This window comes from Bacteroides muris (ex Afrizal et al. 2022) (assembly GCF_004793475.1).
GTDB classification, from domain to species: domain Bacteria; phylum Bacteroidota; class Bacteroidia; order Bacteroidales; family Bacteroidaceae; genus Bacteroides; species Bacteroides muris.
In genome coordinates this window covers 40,898-61,886 of sequence record NZ_SRYZ01000022.1, presented here as the reverse complement: position 1 = coordinate 61,886, position 20,989 = coordinate 40,898, and the positions used below count along the sequence as shown (strand labels likewise).

23 protein-coding genes are annotated in these 20,989 nt (G+C 46.0%); 3 read left to right on the top strand and 20 right to left on the bottom strand.

Annotated elements, in window-relative coordinates:
* The first annotated feature begins 87 nt into the window (after nucleotides 1-87).
* Nucleotides 88-195 carry a smalltalk protein gene (locus E5355_RS20355; RefSeq protein ID WP_168354323.1) on the top strand — a complete coding sequence of 36 codons (108 nt, stop codon included), beginning with the start codon at nucleotides 88-90 and terminating at the stop codon, nucleotides 193-195.
* A 2-nt stretch (nucleotides 196-197) separates the two neighbouring features.
* Nucleotides 198-611: an N-acetylmuramoyl-L-alanine amidase gene (locus tag E5355_RS10960; RefSeq protein ID WP_136010405.1), complete on the top strand. Its 414-nt coding sequence runs from the start codon at nucleotides 198-200 to the stop codon at nucleotides 609-611.
* A gap of 349 nt (nucleotides 612-960) precedes the next feature.
* Here the strand turns inward: E5355_RS10960 and pseI are convergent, their stop codons facing one another.
* The 19 genes from pseI to E5355_RS10860 form a co-directional block, all read right to left on the bottom strand.
* Nucleotides 961-1,974: a pseudaminic acid synthase gene (pseI, locus tag E5355_RS10950; RefSeq protein ID WP_136010404.1), complete on the bottom strand. Its 1,014-nt coding sequence runs from the start codon at nucleotides 1,972-1,974 to the stop codon at nucleotides 961-963.
* Nucleotides 1,975-2,979, bottom strand: coding sequence for a 3-oxoacyl-ACP synthase III family protein (locus E5355_RS10945; protein WP_136010403.1), 1,005 nt, complete (start codon nucleotides 2,977-2,979; stop codon nucleotides 1,975-1,977). It lies immediately after the preceding gene.
* A gap of 12 nt (nucleotides 2,980-2,991) precedes the next feature.
* Nucleotides 2,992-3,738, bottom strand: coding sequence for an SDR family NAD(P)-dependent oxidoreductase (locus tag E5355_RS10940; protein ID WP_210434527.1), 747 nt, complete (start codon nucleotides 3,736-3,738; stop codon nucleotides 2,992-2,994).
* Nucleotides 3,739-3,740: 2 nt separating this feature from the next.
* Nucleotides 3,741-3,968: an acyl carrier protein gene (locus E5355_RS10935; RefSeq protein WP_136010402.1), complete on the bottom strand. Its 228-nt coding sequence runs from the start codon at nucleotides 3,966-3,968 to the stop codon at nucleotides 3,741-3,743.
* The gene (locus E5355_RS10930; RefSeq protein ID WP_136010401.1) at nucleotides 3,925-4,548 is read right to left on the bottom strand and encodes a GNAT family N-acetyltransferase; all 624 of its coding nucleotides are present in this window, start codon (nucleotides 4,546-4,548) and stop codon (nucleotides 3,925-3,927) included. Before E5355_RS10930 ends, E5355_RS10935 begins: the two co-directional genes overlap by 44 nt.
* Complete coding sequence (gene pseG / locus E5355_RS10925; protein ID WP_136010400.1) at nucleotides 4,545-5,507, bottom strand: UDP-2,4-diacetamido-2,4,6-trideoxy-beta-L-altropyranose hydrolase; 963 nt, start codon at nucleotides 5,505-5,507, stop codon at nucleotides 4,545-4,547. The genes E5355_RS10930 and pseG overlap by 4 nt, the downstream gene beginning before the upstream one ends.
* A 23-nt stretch (nucleotides 5,508-5,530) precedes the next feature.
* A complete protein-coding gene (locus tag E5355_RS10920; protein WP_136010399.1) occupies nucleotides 5,531-6,463 on the bottom strand; it encodes an Rpn family recombination-promoting nuclease/putative transposase in 933 nt (310 codons plus the stop codon).
* A gap of 113 nt (nucleotides 6,464-6,576) precedes the next feature.
* The gene (gene pseF, locus E5355_RS10915) at nucleotides 6,577-7,260 is read right to left on the bottom strand and encodes a pseudaminic acid cytidylyltransferase (RefSeq protein ID WP_136010398.1); all 684 of its coding nucleotides are present in this window, start codon (nucleotides 7,258-7,260) and stop codon (nucleotides 6,577-6,579) included.
* Nucleotides 7,257-7,592: a DapH/DapD/GlmU-related protein gene (locus E5355_RS19875; protein WP_246866930.1), complete on the bottom strand. Its 336-nt coding sequence runs from the start codon at nucleotides 7,590-7,592 to the stop codon at nucleotides 7,257-7,259. Before E5355_RS19875 ends, pseF begins: the two co-directional genes overlap by 4 nt.
* A 286-nt stretch (nucleotides 7,593-7,878) precedes the next feature.
* On the bottom strand, nucleotides 7,879-9,042 hold the full coding sequence (gene pseC, locus E5355_RS10905) for a UDP-4-amino-4,6-dideoxy-N-acetyl-beta-L-altrosamine transaminase (RefSeq protein WP_136010397.1): 1,164 nt from the start codon (nucleotides 9,040-9,042) through the stop codon (nucleotides 7,879-7,881).
* The gene (gene pseB, locus E5355_RS10900; protein WP_136010396.1) at nucleotides 9,039-10,061 is read right to left on the bottom strand and encodes a UDP-N-acetylglucosamine 4,6-dehydratase (inverting); all 1,023 of its coding nucleotides are present in this window, start codon (nucleotides 10,059-10,061) and stop codon (nucleotides 9,039-9,041) included. Before pseB ends, pseC begins: the two co-directional genes overlap by 4 nt.
* Nucleotides 10,062-10,075: 14 nt before the next feature.
* Nucleotides 10,076-10,564, bottom strand: coding sequence for a UpxZ family transcription anti-terminator antagonist (locus E5355_RS10895; protein ID WP_136010395.1), 489 nt, complete (start codon nucleotides 10,562-10,564; stop codon nucleotides 10,076-10,078).
* A gap of 35 nt (nucleotides 10,565-10,599) precedes the next feature.
* A complete protein-coding gene (locus tag E5355_RS10890) occupies nucleotides 10,600-11,136 on the bottom strand; it encodes a UpxY family transcription antiterminator (RefSeq protein WP_136010394.1) in 537 nt (178 codons plus the stop codon).
* A 542-nt stretch (nucleotides 11,137-11,678) separates the two neighbouring features.
* A complete protein-coding gene (locus tag E5355_RS10885) occupies nucleotides 11,679-12,788 on the bottom strand; it encodes a PspC domain-containing protein (RefSeq protein WP_136010393.1) in 1,110 nt (369 codons plus the stop codon).
* Nucleotides 12,789-12,870: 82 nt separating this feature from the next.
* Nucleotides 12,871-13,197, bottom strand: a complete 327-nt coding sequence (locus E5355_RS10880) for a PadR family transcriptional regulator (RefSeq protein WP_005825341.1) — start codon at nucleotides 13,195-13,197, stop codon at nucleotides 12,871-12,873.
* A 281-nt stretch (nucleotides 13,198-13,478) separates the two neighbouring features.
* On the bottom strand, nucleotides 13,479-14,669 hold the full coding sequence (gene hydF / locus E5355_RS10875; protein ID WP_136010392.1) for a [FeFe] hydrogenase H-cluster maturation GTPase HydF: 1,191 nt from the start codon (nucleotides 14,667-14,669) through the stop codon (nucleotides 13,479-13,481).
* 27 nt (nucleotides 14,670-14,696) lie between these two features.
* The gene (hydG, locus tag E5355_RS10870; RefSeq protein ID WP_136010391.1) at nucleotides 14,697-16,115 is read right to left on the bottom strand and encodes a [FeFe] hydrogenase H-cluster radical SAM maturase HydG; all 1,419 of its coding nucleotides are present in this window, start codon (nucleotides 16,113-16,115) and stop codon (nucleotides 14,697-14,699) included.
* Nucleotides 16,116-16,165: 50 nt separating this feature from the next.
* Entirely contained in the window at nucleotides 16,166-17,206 is a 1,041-nt protein-coding gene (gene hydE, locus E5355_RS10865; protein ID WP_136010390.1) for a [FeFe] hydrogenase H-cluster radical SAM maturase HydE, read from the bottom strand.
* 16 nt (nucleotides 17,207-17,222) lie between these two features.
* Entirely contained in the window at nucleotides 17,223-18,683 is a 1,461-nt protein-coding gene (locus E5355_RS10860; protein WP_136010389.1) for a monomeric [FeFe] hydrogenase, read from the bottom strand.
* Nucleotides 18,684-18,790: 107 nt separating this feature from the next.
* Here E5355_RS10860 and E5355_RS10855 point away from each other — a divergent pair, with 107 nt between their 5' ends.
* On the top strand, nucleotides 18,791-19,288 hold the full coding sequence (locus E5355_RS10855) for a GNAT family N-acetyltransferase (RefSeq protein WP_136010388.1): 498 nt from the start codon (nucleotides 18,791-18,793) through the stop codon (nucleotides 19,286-19,288).
* A gap of 89 nt (nucleotides 19,289-19,377) precedes the next feature.
* Here the strand turns inward: E5355_RS10855 and E5355_RS10850 are convergent, their stop codons facing one another.
* Entirely contained in the window at nucleotides 19,378-20,898 is a 1,521-nt protein-coding gene (locus E5355_RS10850; protein ID WP_136010387.1) for a peptide MFS transporter, read from the bottom strand.
* Nucleotides 20,899-20,989: the final 91 nt, after the last annotated feature.

Here is a 20,989-nt window from a genome sequence, read left to right as displayed (position 1 = left end):
ATGCCTTCTTTTATACCCTCTTATAAACTTTCATGCTGACTTGCGAAACTTAAATTACTAATTACTAATTATCAATTACCAATCGTCATGAGTGAAGACACAAAGTCAAAATCCGTGTGGGGCATTGTCCTCAAAGTAATCATCACCGTAGCCACCGCCTTGGCGGGAGCTTTAGGTCTGGGCGCTTGCAAATAGCCATGCGTACGATTACCCTGCTCATTGTTCATTGCTCGGCCACGCCTCAAGGCGTGACCCTGAGCTTTGAGGATTGCCGCCGCGACCACATCCTCCACCGTGGTTTCCGCGACATCGGCTATCATTTCTATCTGACGCGCGACGGCGAGATTCACCGAGGCCGCCCGTTGGAAAAAACCGGTGCGCATTGCCTCAATCACAACCGCCACTCTATCGGCATCTGCTATGAAGGAGGACTGGATGCTGCAAGTTGTCCTGCCGATACCCGCACACGGGAACAGAAGGCTTCGTTACTGGCACTGTTACGTGAGTTGAAGCGTATCTTTCCACGGGCGCTGATTGTGGGGCACCATGATTTGAATCCGGCGAAAGCTTGTCCGTGTTTCGATGCGGAAAGGGAGTATAGGGGGCTGTAAAAGGCTCCCTTCTTCATTCTACACCCAATTTCATCAACCCCATGCGCACTTCTTTATTGGGGATATCCAGCGTATAAAGATGTGTAAGCGGAGAATAATTCTTTATCGTCACATGCCTTTTGACGCCTATAATTGACAATATCACGCTTTATATCCTCTTCCATCACAGCAACACACCATCTTTCACTACATTATAATAAAATACAGTCTTTCTCTTTGCTGCCTCCCAAGCTTTACGAGTCATCACAATCGGGCTAATAATAGTACCTGTTTCTATTCTGTTTTGCCTCTCCACGTGCCTCAGAACCATAAAGAATTGCAGTAACAATATTCTCTTTTTTGATGACCTCTAACTATTCACGAACTCCCATGCAAATCTCGTTCCTTTCTCCAAATCCTGATTTACTTTCTTTCCCAATATATCTTTCAGATACTTAGGGTGCAAACCGAAGCCCGGACGAACGGAGCGAACGTTCTGCTCTGTAACCACTTCTCCGGCTTTCATATCCTCGGCTACATAGAGCGAACGGGAGAACTCCCTTCCCGACTTCATCTTATCAGTAAGTTCATACGATACTGAGCCGATAGCCGCTTCGGCCATGCGTATATCTTTCACCATTTGGGCAAACTCCTGCTCGTTCATTGAGAATGAGGCATCGGGGCCGCCAATACTACGGTCGATAATAAAATGCTTTTCAATCATGGTTGCACCTTGTGTCACAGCCACTACGGCAGACACACTGCCAATGGTATGATCGGACAAACCGGACTTCACTCCATAGCGCTCGGCTAAATCCTTTATCATGCACAGATTGGCTTCCTCAATGGGGGCAGGATAAGAGGAGGTGCATTTCAACAGCGTAATATCATCATTGCCCGCCGCACGGCAAGTATCTACAGCCAACTGAATGTCTTCTTCAGTGGCAATGCCGGTAGATATCACCATCGGCTTCATCTTCCTGGCGGCATATTCTATCAAAGGAATATCCGTAATTTCAAAAGAGGCAATCTTGTAAATGGGGTTGCCCAAGGATTCCAGGAAATCTACCGCAGTTTTATCAAACGGTGATGAAAAACAGACAAGTCCCTCTTCGCGTGCCACCCGAAACAATTCTTCATGCCACTCCCAAGGGGTATAGGCTTGCTGATAAAGATCATACAAATATTTCCCATCCCAGATTGTGCCTTGCTTTATCTTAAAATCATCGGCATGGCAGTTCAGGGTTATGGTGTCAGCTGTATAGGTTTGCAGCTTTATGGCATCGGCACCTGCACGCTTGGCGGCTCTAATGGTGTCAGCAGCCACTTGTCTGCTCCCGTTGTGGTTGGCCGAAAGTTCTGCGACTATTATTGATTTGTTCATTTATTTGAATTTTAATACCGTTCCAGACCAGCTCAATCCCACTCCGAACCCTGCAATCATTACACTCATTCCCGATTTGACTATCCCCATATCCATACAATCTTTCAGTCCGATCATCACTGTGGAAGATACCGTATTACCTGTCGTTTCCAAATTTACATAAAATTTATCTTTAGATAATCCACATACTTTACGAATGGTATTAAGCATAAATTTATTAGCTTGGTGAAATACAAAGTAGTCTATTCCCTCTTTCTGCATTTCATTTCTTTCGAGAACCAGCCTTAGCAAAGCGGGAACCACCTCCAAAGTAAAGTTAAATACAGCACCTCCATTCATATAAAGATAATCATCATGCCAAACATGTCCTTCATCATCTGTCACAGACAGACCTGTTGCCATCTTCCAACGTGCTGCTCCTGTTTTCAGAATCAAGTGTTCGGCACCGCTGCCGTCAGTTCCCATTCCAAATGCACCTATTTTTGCAAAACCATCCGTAGAAATGAGACATGCAGCCGCTCCATCTCCAAATATCGAACGATTACTTTTGTCTGAAGGATGAAGATATTTGTTATAGGTTTCTGCCGTCAGCAACAATACGTTTCGTGCAATGCCTCCCGCTATCAGTCCTTTGGCTACAGCCAATCCATACACACAACCGGAACATCCCAAATTATAATCGAAAGCGCCCACATCGGTACGCAATCCTAAACGATTCTGAAGAATACAAGCCGTAGAAGGAAAAAAATAATCAGGACTCTGTGTACAAAGAAGAAGAAAATCTACTTCCTTCGGATCAATAGTGTATTCGTCAAATAACCTTCGTGCAGCTCTTTCTGCCATGTCACCGGCCGTTTCATGCTCTCCCGCAAGGTGCCGTGAATGTACGCCTACCTTTTGTGCCACTTTATCCACACTCCATTCCGGAAACTCCCGAACAAGTGCTTCGTTTGTCAAAACCGTTTCAGGCAGATAATACGAGATTGCTTTTATATACGCTCCCATAATTTCAATTTATTACAGTTCATTCGCCCCCCCCGTTAAATCAACACAAGAACCGGTCATCCATGCAGAAGCATCCGAAAGTAAGTAGACTGCCAGATAAGCCACATCTTCGGGGGTACCGTAACGCTTCAAAGGATATTGCAGCTGTGCTGCCCCCAAATCTTCCATAGTAAGACCGCCTTTCAAAATCAAATCGGTTGCAACCATTGCCGGACAAATGCAATTCACCCGAATGAGCCTCGGTGCCAGCTCAAGCGCCAAGCATCTGGCATACGATATCAGGGCTCCTTTTGACGCACTGTATATAGCATTTCCGATACTAGGGGATGATGCCGCACGGGAAGCTATAAACACTATCGAAGAGGACTTCTGTATTTTTTTCGCCTTAAGCAAAGCGGCTTGCAACAAGACATTCGATTTGAAATTGATGTTCATTACTTCATCAACATCTTGGGACATAACCATTTTACAAGGAAGTCGCTGGCCTATACCAGCACAATAAACCACCCCGTCCAACAAAGGCAATTGTCCCACAAGAGCCCGAACATCCTCGTCCGATGTAAGGTCGGCTACCAACATCTGACAGCCATTTCCCGAAAGACTGTCAAATATTGAATTAAGACGTTCTTTGTTACGGCCGGTCAGCACTACTTTCGCACCCATTCGGGAACAAGCAATAGAAATGGCCCTGCCTATGCCGGAAGACGCACCTGTCACAAGTATGGTTTTTCCTTGAAGGGAAAAAGGATTATCCACCATATTCATTTGGAGAGCAACAGATTAAACAAATCTTCGATGGTGCCACAAGAACGAATCTCTTTACCCGTCACACTTTTACCATACTCTGTCTTGATAAAAGCTATCACGGACATGGCAGTCAGTGAAGACCATTCTTCCAATTCCTGAAATACGGTATCTGCCTTAAACTCTGACATTTCAGTTTCATCAAATTGATTTGCAAAGTCTTGAACGAATTTTTCTATTCTCATCTTTTACGTATTTTATATAATCGATAACATCAAGTTTATATTTTTCCAAGAAATCCATCGGAGAATAATCATCACAAACCCAATACCTGATCTCCTTTTCATTTTGCCGCAAAGTCTTAAAAGATAAAAACTCGCATCCGAAAAACCTGTCAAGCATAATAGCCTCTGAATTATCCTCATTGACGGCACCATAGAATGTTTTTATCTTAAGAATCTCAAAGAAGAAAAAAAAGCACTCTCTGACAAAGAAAAAACCTTCACCACAAAGGCCGGGAACTAAATAATAGCCCAACTCCGCCTTATCCGATTCTTTATCCACACCGGTGACATTCATTACCCCTATCGGCTCATTTTCATCATATACCAGCCAATAATAACAATCGTCCCGCATACTCAGCCCATCAACAAATTTCAAATGGTCATCCAGCTGTAATACCTCTGAATGATACATCCATTGTCGTACATTTATGTCATTCCGCCAATTTAAAACATTTAGTTTTTCTTCAAAGGACAACTGTACAAAATTTTTAAAACTATATCGGGGAGTCTTATAAATGGTATTCCTATCTATTGATATCATAGTTCATTAAATATGTTTCGATAATTTTGTAAAATAAATGCCATACCATTTACAATCTTTGGCTTTATAGGCAATTTACTACCCGAATCCAATATTGTACTAGAATGTTTATCCAACAGATTCCCCAAAGGGATAATAGAGTCAGACTCTTTCAAATTCATATAGAATTCTTTCTGATTATTTACATACCATCCGGCAGCCACTCCTGCCCCACATGCCAATGCTTCCATACAAACCGAACTGGCAGAACAAATCACCAGATCGGAGTCGCAGAAAAGGTCTGCCATTTCTTGTGCCGTAAGGCGCGAACGATAAACAAGGCGACTGTCCTGCACACACGATGAATGAGAGGTGTAAGCATCTCCTACTACTGCCGTAATACTGTTCACAGTACAGAATCGAAGTACCTGATTCACAAAATAACCGGTTATATCATGAATGTCACTTCCTCCGAAACATACAGCCACTTTCTCTATCCTATCCGAAGAAATACTTTCCCTTTTTACAGCCTCTAGAAACGGCCTGCGCAACAGTGCCCAGTCAGATCCCAGACAAAGCCGGGTGTAAGGTTCCACGTCGAAAAGTGCAGAATTGGTCTGACCATGGTTAATCACAACATCAGCCACATAGTGCTTATCGTGCATATCGTCAATGCAAACCAGGCGGCAGCCTTTTTGCTTGATGGCACGCTGGTAATCGGTAGTGAAGAAATAATTGTCGAGCACCACGATTTCATCACCTTGCAGATGGGAAAGGAACTCATCATAATGCGCTTCCTCTTGCAAGGGGATGAAAGGACATACCTTCTCCATCTCACTTACCTGATATGAGGTAGGATGGCAAGTAAAGAAGGTACAATCGAAATCGTCCTTCAGCATATCGGCCAAAGCCAGAGTACGGATAAAGTGACCGTAGCCGATGGTAGCGCTTGCGTCGGCACGGAAATAGATTTTTCTCAAGGAAATGAGATAAATTAAAATATTTAGAGTTTGTCTATCTCTTCAATGGATAGTCCGGTAACCCGATGAATGATGTCAAAGGAAACATTCAGTTTTTTCATGTTTCTGGCATTCTCTTTCTTCTCTTCTTGTCTGCCTGCAGCAAGACCTTCCAATCGACCTTCCAATCGACCTTCCTCCCTGCCTTCCTGCCGGCCTTCCTCCCTGCCTTCCTGCCTTCCTTCCTCCGCTGCCGTGGTCAGGACATCATTCTGAATCATCACGGCATTGATATGCTCGTCATACGCCAATTGTTCGGCACGGTTCATGTTATAATAAATCAGTTTACGACGGGCCTCTTCCAGACCGGGAGCTTTCGTGTCGGGACGGATGACACCGGTTTTCAGATATTCTATCCACTCTTCAAGCGGAGTGACGGCTACCTTATTAAACTCGTTCACCCGGATAAGGAAGTACTCGGGGAATATTTCGGAAGGCAGCTTACGTACGATAGCATTTTTCTCTTTGGTGCTCACTTCGAGGAAGTCCCCCGTGTGAACACCTACGAATGTGTTCTGACCGTGATACAAGTAATCATTCCCCTTGCCGATGTCAAAATAAAGGATACTGACGGAATACACTTTCTTCACTTCCGAGTAAAGGTTTCCCAGTTCGATATGCTCTGTGATGGCTTTTGCTACACCGAAAAGGATACGTTCCAGATAATAAATCTCGCGGGTGTTCTGAACTTCCACAATAATGATTTCGTCCTTACTGTTGCGGGCCTTGATGTCCACACGGTTGAATTTATCGCTTTCACACTGCTGGTTACCCTCGCTTTCCAGTATCTCCACGATATGGATGGATTCGCCCAACAGCACGGTAAGGAAACCTTCGAGAACACCGAAGTTGGCCTTGTTGCGCAGCAATCTTTTCACCGCCCAGTCAAAACGTATATATTTATCTTTCTGTTCCATAACCTTCACCGATAGTTAATTATATGTATATGCAAAGATAACGATAAATATCGAAACTAGAAATATCCAGAATCTTTTTCTACCTGCAAACTCTTTAAAACCATACACGAAGGTTATCTATGAAGCAATCCATACTTCATTTCTGCCAATGTCCAGTCGGTCAGCGTATCGAGGTCCTGCACTTCAAGTTCGGAAAGTACCAACCCGGCTGTATTCTCACCCCAAAAAGTCCGGCTCTCCACAAAGGAAGCGGTACGAGAGAAATAGAACTGACCGGCATCGTGATAAATCGGCTCCAAATCTTGGGAACGTGTATTCATGTATTCGGGATAAACCATACCGATTCTCCCGTCCACGATGTGAAGGCTGCGCTGTATGGGATAGGAATAAGCCACACAAGTGAAAACGGAATCTATCTCCGAATTCATTTTCCCATATGCTTCCCGGAGTCTTTCGGGAGTGACGAAAGGAGCCGTTGAGTAAATGCAACAAACCGTTTCGAACTCTCTGCCTTGCTCTTTATACATCTGCAGAACTTCAAGAATGACATCAGCCGTCCCGGCATAGTCATTTGACATCTCGGCACTCCGCATGAAAGGAACTTTGGCACCATATCTGCAAGCGATTGCAGCAATCTCCTCATCATCGGTAGAGACCATTACCTCATCAAAAAGTCCGCTCTGCAAAGCCGCCTCAATGGAGTATGCAATAATAGGCTTCCCCAGAAAGGACTTTATATTTTTCCGCGGGATGCGCTTGCTTCCGCCACGGGCAGGGATGATTGCTATATTTTTCATCGTTTAGCCTTTATAATTAAATGGGGAGAATACCCGAAAACTATCGAATTATCCGGCACATCCTCATCTTTCACACCAGAATTTGCCCCGATGGTCACATTGTCACCTATCCGGCAGTTACCGATAATAGAAGAATTTGCACACATCCGCACATTTTCACCTAAAACCGGATAAATTCCTTTATTGTTGCCCACCGTGCAATTTTGCCCAAAACTGAATCCTTCACCATATTCAGCCCGTCCCATAACGCTACCGACCGGATGGTCCAACGTAAAATAATGAGGAAGATTTACCTCATGATACAAATCACACCCATTCATTACCTTATTCAAATAATACAACTTATCTGCCAATAAACGGTTATCAGTATCTTGAGAAACGGTGTTAGCAAAGAAATAGAGAAAAATTGTATATTGTGCACTTTGATAGGGATTGAAGTATGTCTCACCGTTGTATGAATAATACTTGTTTTTTGTATGGGAAAAACAATACTCACAACGGGAAATTACCCCCCCATTTTTGTATTTATTAACATTTTATCTTCTTCATTCAAGAAGAAAAAAGAGGAAAGCTGCTGCAAAAGCTGCTTTTCAATAGCTTCAATAGGAATGGAAGTAATCATTGCTTTATGTATTCTATAACCTTTTCAATCACAAATTCTTGTTCCTCGTCCGTCAGCGTGGGATACATCGGAAGACTCAGACAATGTTCGTAATACTCCTCGACTACAGGCAAGTCTCCTTTCTTATTGCCCAACTGCTGATAGTAAGGCATCAGATGAAGCGGAGCATAATGAACCTGCGCATAGACATTGTTCTCGTGCAGATAATTATAAAGGCCCAAGCGGTCGGCCACTTGAATGACATAAAGATGATAGGCATGATAGGCATCGGCAGCATTGAACGGAGTCTTGATGCCATCTATTCCGGAAAACGCTTCATTATAGCGTCTTACGATTTCATGGCGGCGTTCAAGACCTGCTTTCGCACGTTCCAGCTGAGAAACACCCAGGGCAGCCTGGAAATCAGTCAGACGGTAATTATACCCCAGCTCCTGCATCTCGTAATACCAGCCGCCATGATGCTCGTGCAACAAGGCAGGGTCTTTCGTAATGCCATGCGTACGGTAAAGACAAAGCTTGTCATAGAGCTCCTTGCTGTTGGTGGTCACCATGCCTCCCTCACCCGTAGCGATATGTTTCACGGGATGGAAAGAGAATACGGCACAGTCGGCAAAACAACCGTTACCACAATGTTGTTTCTTGCCTTTACTGTCCGTGAAATAGCCGCCGGGAGCATGGCAGGCATCTTCGATAATCCACAGGCCGTACTCGTCGGCAAGCTTTCTGAACTCTTCCAGGTTCAAAGGATAGCCGGCAAAATCAACCGGAACAATACCTTTGTAAGTACCGCGGGGAGAAGCCTTAAGCATGGCTTCAAGTTTACGGATATCCATGAGGTAGGTATCCTTGTCAATATCGCAGAACACCACCTCGCCGCCACAATAGCGGATGCAGTTGGCACTGGCAGCAAAGGTCATGGGAGTGACAATCACCTTGTCGCCCGGCTTTACATTCAGTGCGGTAGCTGCAAGATGAAGCCCCGAAGTGGCATTGTTCACCGCTACGGCATATTGCGCACCTACATATCCGGCAAATTTCGTTTCAAATTCCCTGATCCTGGGACCTTGTGTCAGGTAGTCGCTTTTCAGGGTATCGATGACTGCCCGGATATCCTCATCTGTGATATGCTGACGACCGTATGGAATAGGCTTGCTTATCATTTCACCTCGAAATTAGGGTCAACGTATTTCTTTATATTCTCGCGCATAGTCTCTACTGTCTCCCACTCCGTATTGTTGTCACTACTGTAGTGGAAACCGTCGGGAACGGGCATTGCATTGTGATGTCTGATGAACTCTTCGCGACTGTGCCTGAAAGATACGGAAGGAAGAATGACATAATATCTGCCCAAGTCGATCGTATCAAGAGCATCGGTTACAGTAATCATCTCTTCGTGCAGCTTCTCTCCCGGACGGATGCCCACTTCCACCTGCGGCAGATTGGGCGCAATGGCAGCGGCCACATCCTTGATATGGTAGGAAGGAATCTTAGGGATGAAGATTTCACCGCCCAGGTGATGTCCGATGGCATACATGACCAGAGCTACACCGGCTTCCAGCGAGATGTTGAAACGGGTCATGCGCATATCGGTTATGGGAAGTTCCTTCGCCCCGTTGTCGCGCTTGCTGATGAAAAAAGGGATTACGGAACCACGGGAACCCATCACATTGCCATAACGTACTACGGAGAACTTGATGTCCTTGGAACCGCTGATATTGTTGGCGGCAGTAAACAGCTTGTCGGAAGTGAGTTTGGTGGCGCCATAAAGATTGATGGGGGCACAGGCCTTGTCGGTAGAAAGGGCCACCACATGCCGGACCCCGGTGGCAAGAGCAGCCTTTATCACATTTTGCGCACCGTGTACATTGGTTTTGATGCACTCTTCGGGATTGTATTCAGCGGTATCCACCTGCTTGATGGCGGCTGCATGGATAATCACGTCCACTCCTTCGCAAGCCCGCGTCAGACGTTCAAGGTCGCGGACATCACCGATAAAGAAGCGCAATTGCGGATACTTATGACCGGGATATTTCTGCTTCAGTTCAAATTGCTTCAGCTCATCACGGGAGTAAATAATGATTTTCTTTACTTGCGGATAATCACGAAGAATGGTTTCCACAAACTTCTTGCCGAAGGAACCTGTTCCTCCGGTAATCAATACGGATTTGTTGTTAAGCATTATAATGAAAAGTTTTATTCATCGATATATTCCCACGGATAGGGATTGCCTGTCACATCCTGAAACTCATCAACCGCTTCCTGCTGTTCGGGAGTAAGTGATGAGGAATCCCAGGAGGAGATAATGGAACGGCCCTCGTCGGCCAAAGACTCGTCGAACACTTCACCGTAGCAGGCGGTAAGCAGGCGGAGCTTCAGTAAGGAAGCGGGAAGGGCGTCGAGCACATCCCAACAACAGTCCAGCACTTCCTGGACATGCCGCTGTTTTTCGCCATGGTCGACAAAAGAGGCGCCGTAACCCATAAGAAGGGCAAGACAGACATTTGCCTGCTCTTCGATGGTAGCACCTTTAATACCCGACCGGTACAAAGCCATGGTAAGACGGTAGACCTCACCGTTCCGCCGTGACAAGTCATCGCTATAGACGGGACTGCCGTCCATACCCAAATACATCAGTTCGTGCGCAGCACGCTGAAGAGAGATTGCTTCTTCGGAAAGAGACATAAGCAATTATGGAATTAAGAATTAAAAATTAAAGTTCAGCCGATTACTTCTATAAGATCGGGATGGATAGTGGCCATGGCAACAGCTATGACACCTTGTATTTCGATAACCACGCGACGGTCACGTGCGCCTTTCACCTTCAGAAATATACCTTCTTGCCCCTCAAATTCACCGCCGGTAATCCGGACTTTGGTACCTTTGGACAAGTTCAATTCATCCGGTTGAAAATAAAGAAGATGATCATCGTAAGTGCCGGATACGGCAATGAAACGCTGCATCTGACTGTCGGGGACAATAATCTTCTGTCCACTGCGAGTATCGGTGATATATTGCAAATAAGTGACTTGAGACTTGACACGCTGCACATCGGAAGGACGGGCATGGACAAAAAGCAGATTATGAACGACCGGAACCAAAACACGGACTTTTTTTCCTTTTTTTATACATATCTTATATTGCATAGGAATGAAACAGCCCAAATTTTCTTTCTTGAGCAGACGCATGGCATCCGGTTCTCTGCGGTAGGTGGCACGCATGGCATACCAAATTTCGGCCTCTTTCTCTATTCCCATTTTATGCTTTTGTTCAGAAAAGGGTGTTCTTCTGGGGCTTTGAATCTCTTGTATATGCTTGAAATTCAATTATTTGCGGACACATTTTGTAGAATACGACAAGCTTTATGCCCTTCTTGCCAACAGATTTTTTGCAGTCATTCATTACCTGTCAGGTAAAATACTGTAAACGAATCTATTGCAAGCAAAAAGCGTTCAATAGACGTTCGTTTTTTGAACGTCAATATTTAAGAAAATTAAAGAGAAAAGATTACTTAAAAATTAGTAAAAGGAAGAAGTTAGAGAAATACAATGCAATAGGCTTACTGACAAAGTATTATACTCACTAAAAAGAAATTTATAGAATATTTTTATTAAACATTTTGCGAGATTCAAAAATACACGTTATCTTTGCGTTCATTAAACGAACGTTTAAAAAAACCTTCCCTAAACGCAATATTCCACTGTATAACAGCAAATTACACCCAAATAAAAAAAATATCGTGTTTATAGAAATCAGATTCCTACAAACACGATATCAATTAAAAAAGAAATTACTATTCTCAGAAATTAAAGATACCCAATTCCGGGAAAGTAGCCCCCTGCACCGCAAAACAGATTCCGAAACAAGCCGCACTTACAATCCAAAGGATAACCAGCGTCCACTTCAGACCGGAATTCATCGGCTGCCATTTGAATATCTGGCTAAAGATGGCCCACACAAGGCTGACCAAAGGAATCCCTACCAGCAAGATACCTGCAATGTACATCACAATGGCAGACAACGGAGAAGTAGACAGTACCAAATCAGCCATCGGGAAATGGGAAATGAGAGCCGCACCACCACCGACAGCGACCGTTATCGCAGCAAACAACAGCGCCACGAATACCACTCCAAATACAAACAGTATCGGACTGCAGATAATGGCAAATATCACCAGACAGATTTTCAAAAACCAGCCGGCAATCATCACCAGCCCATCTCCCAACTTTTGCAGGAAAGTACGGGGCTTGTCCGACCTCATATAATCATTCACCCCATTGGCGACTTTCTCAAAACCATCCGTCACCGTCTTTCCGATATTCTCCACCGTAACGGCCTCGCCCCGCATGCTCAACTTCTCAGCAGCCGTGCGAGCCTCCGGTATAATCAGCCAACATACGATATAGACCGGTATCAACGTCCCTACCCCGCAAATCAAGATAACAAGCAGCAACAGCCGAAGCAAAGTCACGTCCCATCCTAGGTAGGCAGCCATTCCACTGATGACACCACCCAGCATCTTGTCATCCGGATTACGGTAAAGACGACGGCGTGTAGTGCCATAAGCGGTATTACTGTTCCAAGCACCGGCACCATAGCCGCCCCCGGTACTCGTGCTGCCGGAATCGGCACTAGCACTCTCTCCTTCCGCCTCCATATCTTCAGGCTTTCCCATGCGGGCAATCACCTCTTCTACATCGGCTATCGTAATTACTTGTGAGCCGGCCGACAATTTCTCGGCAAAGAGTTCGGAAATACGGCGTTCAATATCATCTACAATCTCGTCGGCACCGGCTTCCTTGCGGAAGTGCATCTTGAGATTACTCAGATAATTATCCAAAAGACGGTATGCGTCATCATCAATATTGAAAACGGTTCCACCTAAATTTACAGTTAATGTCTTTTTCATAACACACTATTCATTTACAATTTGACTATTTACGATTTACTATTTATCATTCGGCGAATGCGGCATATTCTCTGTGGTCATTTCAAGAATTGCTGATGTGATTCACCGTCTCGTTCAATTCTTTCCAGGATGTTTCCAGTTCACCGAGAAAAACTTCTCCTTTTTCCGTCAACCGGTAATATTTACGGGGAGGACCTTGTGTAGACTCAATCCATTCATATCCCAGAAGGTCGTCATTCTTCAGACGGGTGAGCAATGGATAAAGTGTACCTTCTACTACAATCAGTCTGGCTTCTTTCAACTTCTGAATGATATCCGAAGCATAAGCCGGCTCTTTGTGAAGCAGCAGCATGATGCAATATTCAAGCATGCCCTTGCGCATTTGCGACTTTACATTGTTTACATCCATAATGGCATTTACAATTTGACAATTTACTATTTTGCTGCGCAATAGAGTAATGAGTGTCCTTATTAATTCTATTGACGTTCCTTGTATGGCACAAATATATGTATTATATCAGTACCTTGTATTACAAAGTACCTTATATTAAATATGATTAACAATAAAAGCAGTACACACCACTCTCCATCATCAGTAGTGTGAACAACATATCGTTTATGGTCAATAAGTTATTAAGATTTACAGATAAATAAGCCGATTGATAAGCCTGAACAGAGAAAGGGGAATATTTACCGATGGATAACTATTTTATCCAATATACCGGTCAGACTCGCAATCACCACTCCGTAGTTAGTTATGGGGATATGTTGTGCGCGGGCATGGGCAATACGGTTGAGTACATACTTACGATTGAACATACAGGCCCCGCAGTGGATAATCAAGTCGTATCGGGACAAGTCTTTTGGGAAGTCACTCCCGGAGACGAAGTCTATCTGCAATCCCCCACCGACACGCTTCCGCAGCAGGCGGGGAATTTTGACCTTCCCGATGTCCTCGGCCAGCGGAGCATGGGTACAAGCTTCGGCTATCAGTACGCGCGATTGCGCTGTGAGGCAGTGGATAGCGGCAGCTCCCTCCACAAAATCATGGATATTCCCTTTGTAACCGGCAAAAAGAACCGAAAAAGAGGTGAGGCTGCTTTCGGCGGGCTTTTGCCGATAAACGACGGGAAATACCTGAGAGTCTGTGATAATCAGCTTGGGCGGACGGACAAGGGCTTGCAGAGAGGCTTGCAGCTTATCGGTGGTGCAGCTCATCACCAGGCACTTTTTATCCAACAGTTCGCGGATGGTCTGCACCTGCGGAAGAATCAACCGACCTTTTGGGGCTTGAATATCTTGGGGCATGACCAACAAAACAACATCTCCCTCAGCCACTAGTCCGCCCGTAATGGTTTGCTCACCAAAGTCCTCGGGAAGTTTCTCAAGGATGGCATCGAATATGTCCTGAATGCCGATGCCTTCTTTGGCACTGACTACAACTGGAGTCCGTCCACACTCCCTTTCAATCCGGAGCACCAACGAAGCGACATCCCGGCGGGAATCGGCTTTATTCAGTATTGGTATAACGGGAATTCCTTGCTCTGCCAGCAAATCCATCCATTGTTTTTCCAAAGTTCCGTCTTCTTCATAAAGCAAGAGGGCGACGTCGGCTTTCTCCACCGTCTTCAAGGTACGTTCCACACGCATCTCGCCCAGTTCGCCTTCATCGTCATCAAAGCCGGGAGTATCAATAAAGAGACACGAACCCAGAGGATATACTTCCATGGCCTTTGTCACGGGGTCGGTAGTAGTGCCGGGAGTTGCCGATACCAATGCTGTGTCTTGCCCGGTCAAAGCATTGACAAGGCTGGACTTTCCGCTGTTCCGTCGTCCGAAAATTGCAATGTGCAGACGGTTTGAATGGGGTGTATGATTCATATTCTCCTTTTTTCCTCCGCTTGAAATCTAAAATCTGAAATCCCTTTTACCTTCTTCTATCTCCCGAAGGTTACGCTCGGCTATCATACGTATCTTGGAATTCGGAATATGCGCCATCTCCTCACGAATCAGCCGTATGCCCTTCTCCTTTGTTTCGGGAGAGGCATAGTCCTCCAGATATTCTTTCAATGTCATCAGGGCATTGGGCTGGCAACAGTTTGCTATCTGCCCGCGCTTGACGAGCGACATGAAACGGTCTCCGGTGCGTCCCTCGCGATAGCAGGCGGTACAAAAACTGGGAATATGCCCCAGGTCGAGCAGCCAATTCACCACTTCATCCAACGTGCGTCGATCGCTTACATCGAATTGGGAAGAGTCCTCTTCTTCCTTTTCCGGAACGGCATAGCCTCCCACACTGGTACGCGAACCGCCGCTTATCTGCGAAACGCCCAGTTCGAGCACCCGGCAACGTACGGCTTCCGACTCACGGGTGGAAATAATCATACCCGTATAAGGCACTGCAATGCGGGTAACCGCCACAATACGGCAGAACATCTCATCTGAGATGGCATCGGGAAAGTCTTCGGTCGAGATATCATCTGCCGGACAGATACGCGGCACGCTGATGGTATGCGGACCTACGCCAAAGGTAGCTTCCAGATGTTCTGCATGCATCAACAATCCTACGAAGTCGTAGCGATAGGTATTCAACCCAAATAATACACCGATACCTACGTCGTCGATGCCTCCCTCCATGGCACGGTCCATCGCTTCGGTGTGGTAGGCATAATTACTTTTCGGTCCTGTGGGGTGCAAGGCTTCGTAATGCTCTTTGCTGTAAGTCTCCTGAAAAAGGATATAGGTGCCGATGCCTGCCTCTTTCAGCAACCGATAGTTTTCCACCGTAGTAGCGGCTATGTTGACATTCACCCGGCGGATGGCTCCATTCTTGTGATGAACGCCGTAGATGGTGCGGATGGACTTTAAGATATAGTCGATAGGGTTGTTTCGCGGGTCTTCTCCGGCTTCCAGCGCCAGACGTTTATGTCCCATGTCCTGCAAGGCGATAACCTCGCGGCGTATCTCCTCTTGCGAGAGTCTCTTGCGGGGAATGGTACGGTTCTTGGCATGATACGGGCAATAGACGCAACCATTCACGCAATAGTTGGAAAGGTAAAGCGGGGCAAACATCACAATGCGGTTACCATAGAATTTCTGTTTGATTTCACGCGCCAAATGAAAAATACGCTCTACCAGTTCCGGCTCGTCACATTCCAGCAGCAGGGCCGCCTCCCGATGGGAAAGCCCCCGGCACAAAGCAGCCTTGTCAATCAGACTCTCGATGAGCGGACGATTGTTGCGGTTTGCCCGGGCATACTCCAACGTGTCCAATATCTCCTGATGATTGATGAATTCTTCTGCTTGTCTTGACTTTATATTATACACTTTGCAAATTGTAAATTGATAATTGATAATAAAGAATGAAGAATTGAGAATTATCCATTCTCATAATCCCCCCTCTCTTTGGACACTTCATAGCCTATTCCTTTCAGTCGCTCCTCCAGTTTCTGCAAACCTTCTGCAGCTTCAGCACCCACAGAGGCTTTGTTGTCGTAAAGGGAATACTTTGCCCGTTGATGAGAAGGGGAAAGGTTGGGCATCACGACATTGGCGCCCGCCAATATTCCCCGCTCCCGTCCGTCCGGGGCAAGTGTAGCCAAGGCAGTAGTGGCAGGTATCAGTGCGGAAGGATGCATCAGCCGGAAGATAGAAAGCAGCTTCAACGTCAACTCCATATCTCCCGATGAAAAAGAGGAAAACGGAGTATCGTGATGCGGAAGGAAAGGTCCTATGCCTATCATCTCCGGATGAAACCGTTCGATGAAGAGAATGTCTTCCACCAGATAGTCCACCGTCTGGTAAGGACTGCCTACCATGATTCCGGTTCCCACTTGATAGCCTATCTCTTTCAACCACCCCAGGCATTGTAACCGGTGAGAAAGAGACATCTCCGCCGGATGGAGCTTGCGATAGTGCCTTTCATTGCAGGTTTCGTGCCGCAACAGATAGCGGTTGGCACCTGCCAGGAAGAAACGTTCGTAGGCTTCCCGCGATTTCTCGCCCAAGGATAAGGTAATGGCACAATCCGGGAAGGATTGCCGGATGGCGGCAACTGTCTCCACCATCCCCTCATCCTTCACCGCCGGCGCTTCGCCCCCTTGCAGCACAAAGGTACGGAAGCCCAACCGATAGCCTTCATGGCAACACGAAAGAATCTCCTCCTGCGTCAGCTCATAACGGGTGATGTTCCGGTTCTCCTTCCGTATGCCGCAATAGTAGCAGTTATTGCGGCAACGGTTGGTTATCTCAATCAGTCCGCGAATGAAGATTTTATTACCAAAGCGGGCAAGCGCTTCTTCCCGGGCAAGCCCTTGCAGGTAGGCTGCAAGGGCTGTGTCCCGACAAAGAAGCAAGGCTTTATACTCTTCGGCATCCAGCCTGCGATTGCTCCGCAGTTTGTCAATCAAATGCTTCATATAAACGGACAAAGGGCTAATACGTCTCTTTTCTCTTTGCCAACTCCTGCGTCAGCTGGCGCTTTCCGGCAGTTATTTCATTATGCGAACATGGCCCGGTAATACAACCGCCCTCACAAGCCATCACTTCAATAAACTGCCCCGGAGCCTTGCCCGACTTGACGTAAGCACGCAACGCACCAATAGCTTTCTTATCCAGATTAGCCACTTGTACGGCATTGATTTTATCCGCCTCTTCCTTCAGATAGGCTTTCACGGCACCCATCACGCCCCCTGCCTGCGCGAAGCCATGCGCCTCGCGCACAGAAGTGAAACTCATGGAATAGGGCTGTGCCTGCTCCATCTGAATATCCAGCCCGGCAAGCACAGAAGCCATTTCCTCGAAAGTCATGATGAAGTCCACCGCCTCGTCACGCTGCGCCTCTTTGCGCTTGGCGACGCAAGGACCTATAAAGACCACCTTCGCATCCGGATACTTCTCTTTAGCAATGCGGGCGGCATAATACATCGGAGACCCGGTACCTGACACGTAGGGCTTCATGGCAGGAATATGCTTGTTCACCAGCTCTATATAAGACGGACAGCAGGAAGTCGTCATAAACTTCTGGCCCTCTTCCAACTTCTCAATCAGCTCGTGCGCCTCGTTGCTGACAGTATCCATCGCTCCCTGAGCTACCTCAATGACATCCGTAAAACCAACTTGTCTCAATGCGCCATACACTTGTTCAATGGTTGTCTTGAACTGCCCCAGGATGGACGGAGCCACAATAGCTACCACCTGCTCACCCTTGCGGATTCTGTGTAACACGTCAAATACCTGCGATATTTCGAAAATTGCTCCGAACGGACATGCATTGAGACACTTTCCGCAATAGATACATTTGCTTTCGTCGATATGCTCTATCCCCTTCTCATCCTTACTGATGGCTTTTACGGGACAAGCTTCCTCACAAGGTACAGGAATATAAACAATGGCATGGTAGGGACAGCTCTTATGGCAGATGCCGCAACTGATACACGCATCATGGTCAATCCACGCCTGCCCGCTCTCCTTGACATGTACAGCTTTCTTGGGACAATTCACCTGGCAACCGCGTGCCGTACATCCGCGGCAAAGGTTCGTAATCTCGTAGTTTATCTGCACACATGCCGAACAAGCTTCGTCAATCACACACATGATATTGTCTTTCGGCTTGCCATTCTCCGCTCTATCCAGTGCACGGGCAGCGTACTCCGACAAAGGAGTCAGTTCATCCATCTCGTCCTCCATATCAAGTCCCAGCAACGGCAGTGATTTGTACTTCCACACTGCGCGCTCTTTGTGCACGCAGCAGCGTCCCGCATGCTTGGACCGTCTCGGACTCAGCTCGATAGGCAGCCGGTCTATTTTATCCACAAGTTCGTTATTATTCCACAGCTTTACCAGTTCCTTCAGCAATCTGTGGCGGACAATCATAATGTTGCTCGTAAATGCCATATTTTTTAAAATCAGAATTAGTTAGTTCGGTAACGGTCTGCAAAGATAACGATTGTTTCACAAAAAAGACTTAACTTTACAACCCAAACAGTATAAATACCACCGATATGTTTACTATAAGAAAAGCAACGACAGCAGATTGCGCACTGATTCAGAAACTTGCGCAACAAATATTTCCCGTTACGTATAAGGATATCCTTACTCCCGAGCAGACCGCCTACATGATGGAATGGATGTATTCATTGGACAATATCCGTAAACAAATGGAAGAAGAAGGTCATGTCTACTTTCTGGCTTACAAGGAATGTGAAGCGGTGGGCTATGTGTCTGTAGAGCAGCAAGGGGAAAATTTATTTCACTTGCAGAAGATTTATGTACTCCCACATTACCAAGGTGCACATTGCGGCAGTTTCCTCTTCCGTGAAGCCATCAGGTATATCAAGGAAGTACATCCCGGCCCTTGTGTGATGGAGCTGAATGTGAACCGTAACAACAAGGCACTGCAGTTCTACGAACACATGGGAATGCAGAAACTCCGTGAAGGGGATTTCCCGATAGGAAACGGATATTATATGAATGACTACATCATGGGACTGGAAATCTGAGCCCCGGCATTAAAAGTCCTCCAAAAATTAAAAGCTGCGCAGTTCATTACGAACATTGCGCAGCCTTTGGTTTTATCTTCCGTTTCCGATTACTTCGCCACCTTTTCAAGCCATTTTAGCATGAACAGCATGGTAAACATGGAAATGCAGCACGCTACTACGAATACCGTCCACGTCATCCAGATAGGGATACTTTCGTAGAGGATAGCACCGATAACGAGCAACTGATTACCAATGGCAGTAGCACCCAGCCAACCGCCCTGCATGATACCCTGATATTTGGGAGGAGCCACCTTGGACACGAATGAAATGCCCAACGGAGATATGTACAACTCGGCAACAGTCAATATCAGATAGGTAACCATCAGCAACAGCGGAGTCACCTTCACCGGAGAAGTACCCAAAGCGATAATATCCTTGTGCATCGGCAAGTTGCTTACATAAGAACCGATAGCCATTATAAGAAAGCCGGTGGCAGCAATACCCATACCGATGGCAATCTTCCGCGGAGTGGAAGGCTCTTTACCCTTGGCACGTTGTGCTGCAAAAACAGCCATAATAACTGGTGTCAGAGACACAACAAAAATCGGGTTCAAAGACTGGAATAGCTCAGCGGAAATAGCCATTCCGAACAAATTCAAATCTGTATATTCCTTGGCAAAATAAGTCAGCGTCAATCCATTCTGATGGAAAGAAAACCAGAAGAAAATTACCACACCAAATACGGCAAACAATGCATACATGCGCTGTTTCACCTCTTGCGCACTCATCTCCACAACAGTTGCGTCGCCTACTTTTGCAGCAACCTTCTTGCTGGGATCGGGGAACTTCTTTCTGTTGATGATAAAAATCACCAGAGAAAGAGCCATAGCCAAGATAGCTACACCGAATGCATAGTGGAAACCGGTAGTAAACACATTCAGATATTCATTGGCAAATACCGTCATATCCGTTACGGGTGTTCCGGAAATAGTGGCTTTTGCCGCCAATGCGCTGTAAGTGTCCACAGCTTCGGGAGTCAGCGTTCCAGCCAGATGTCCGTGGCAAAGGGCAGGCAGGTCGGCATCATAATTGTAGCCGAACGTGGACAGCCACCAGTTACGTACGCCTACTGCGGCAAACGGAGCAAAGATGGCACCTACATTGATGAACATATAGAATAAGGAGAAACCGGAATCGCGCATGCTGGAATATTGGGGATTGTCGTACATCTGCCCTACCAGCGCTTGAAGATTTCCCTTGAAAAGGCCATTTCCGAAAGCTATGACAAACAAGGCTGCACAAGTAATCACCAAAAACAAGGTTTTATTGGCAACCGGTGTAGGAGACGGGATGGCCAGCATCAAGTAGCCTACCGCCATCAAGACAATACCGGTAAAGATGGTACCTTTGTAGTTACGAGTTCTGTCGGCAATAATACCACCTATCAATGCAAGAATGTAAATAGAAAAATAAAATGTTGAGTAAATCAACCCTGCCTCTTTTCCATCCAGTCCGAACTTGGCTTGCAGAAAAAGTACAAGAATGGCCATCATGGTATAAAAGCCGAAGCGCTCGCCCAAATTAGCAAAAGATGCGGCAATCAGACCTTTAGGGTGTTTGTTGAACATAAAAATTAGTTTTTAGAATTAGTAATTAGATTGATTTCTTGAATAATTCCTGCAAATATATAAATTCTATTGAATATTTCCTTATATAATT

Excerpts from the sequence above, each read along its gene's own strand:
- hydE (WP_136010390.1), bottom strand. The coding sequence starts at position 17,206 with ATGAAGCATTTGATTGACAAACTGCGGAGCAATCGCAGGCTGGATGCC.
- E5355_RS10935 (WP_136010402.1), bottom strand. The coding sequence starts at position 3,968 with ATGAGAATAGAAAAATTCGTTCAAGACTTTGCAAATCAATTTGATGAA.
- E5355_RS20355 (WP_168354323.1), top strand. The coding sequence starts at position 88 with ATGAGTGAAGACACAAAGTCAAAATCCGTGTGGGGCATTGTCCTCAAA.
- E5355_RS10890 (WP_136010394.1), bottom strand. The coding sequence starts at position 11,136 with ATGGGAATAGAGAAAGAGGCCGAAATTTGGTATGCCATGCGTGCCACC.
- pseB (WP_136010396.1), bottom strand. The coding sequence starts at position 10,061 with ATGCTTAACAACAAATCCGTATTGATTACCGGAGGAACAGGTTCCTTC.
- E5355_RS10860 (WP_136010389.1), bottom strand. The coding sequence starts at position 18,683 with ATGGCATTTACGAGCAACATTATGATTGTCCGCCACAGATTGCTGAAG.
- E5355_RS10880 (WP_005825341.1), bottom strand. The coding sequence starts at position 13,197 with ATGGATGTAAACAATGTAAAGTCGCAAATGCGCAAGGGCATGCTTGAA.
- E5355_RS10855 (WP_136010388.1), top strand. The coding sequence starts at position 18,791 with ATGTTTACTATAAGAAAAGCAACGACAGCAGATTGCGCACTGATTCAG.
- E5355_RS10850 (WP_136010387.1), bottom strand. The coding sequence starts at position 20,898 with ATGTTCAACAAACACCCTAAAGGTCTGATTGCCGCATCTTTTGCTAAT.
- pseF (WP_136010398.1), bottom strand. The coding sequence starts at position 7,260 with ATGAAAAATATAGCAATCATCCCTGCCCGTGGCGGAAGCAAGCGCATC.
- E5355_RS10930 (WP_136010401.1), bottom strand. The coding sequence starts at position 4,548 with ATGATATCAATAGATAGGAATACCATTTATAAGACTCCCCGATATAGT.
- E5355_RS10945 (WP_136010403.1), bottom strand. The coding sequence starts at position 2,979 with ATGGGAGCGTATATAAAAGCAATCTCGTATTATCTGCCTGAAACGGTT.
- E5355_RS10940 (WP_210434527.1), bottom strand. The coding sequence starts at position 3,738 with ATGGTGGATAATCCTTTTTCCCTTCAAGGAAAAACCATACTTGTGACA.
- E5355_RS10920 (WP_136010399.1), bottom strand. The coding sequence starts at position 6,463 with ATGGAACAGAAAGATAAATATATACGTTTTGACTGGGCGGTGAAAAGA.
- E5355_RS10895 (WP_136010395.1), bottom strand. The coding sequence starts at position 10,564 with ATGTCTCTTTCCGAAGAAGCAATCTCTCTTCAGCGTGCTGCGCACGAA.
- pseC (WP_136010397.1), bottom strand. The coding sequence starts at position 9,042 with ATGATAAGCAAGCCTATTCCATACGGTCGTCAGCATATCACAGATGAG.
- E5355_RS10885 (WP_136010393.1), bottom strand. The coding sequence starts at position 12,788 with ATGAAAAAGACATTAACTGTAAATTTAGGTGGAACCGTTTTCAATATT.
- E5355_RS10960 (WP_136010405.1), top strand. The coding sequence starts at position 198 with ATGCGTACGATTACCCTGCTCATTGTTCATTGCTCGGCCACGCCTCAA.
- hydF (WP_136010392.1), bottom strand. The coding sequence starts at position 14,669 with ATGAATCATACACCCCATTCAAACCGTCTGCACATTGCAATTTTCGGA.
- pseI (WP_136010404.1), bottom strand. The coding sequence starts at position 1,974 with ATGAACAAATCAATAATAGTCGCAGAACTTTCGGCCAACCACAACGGG.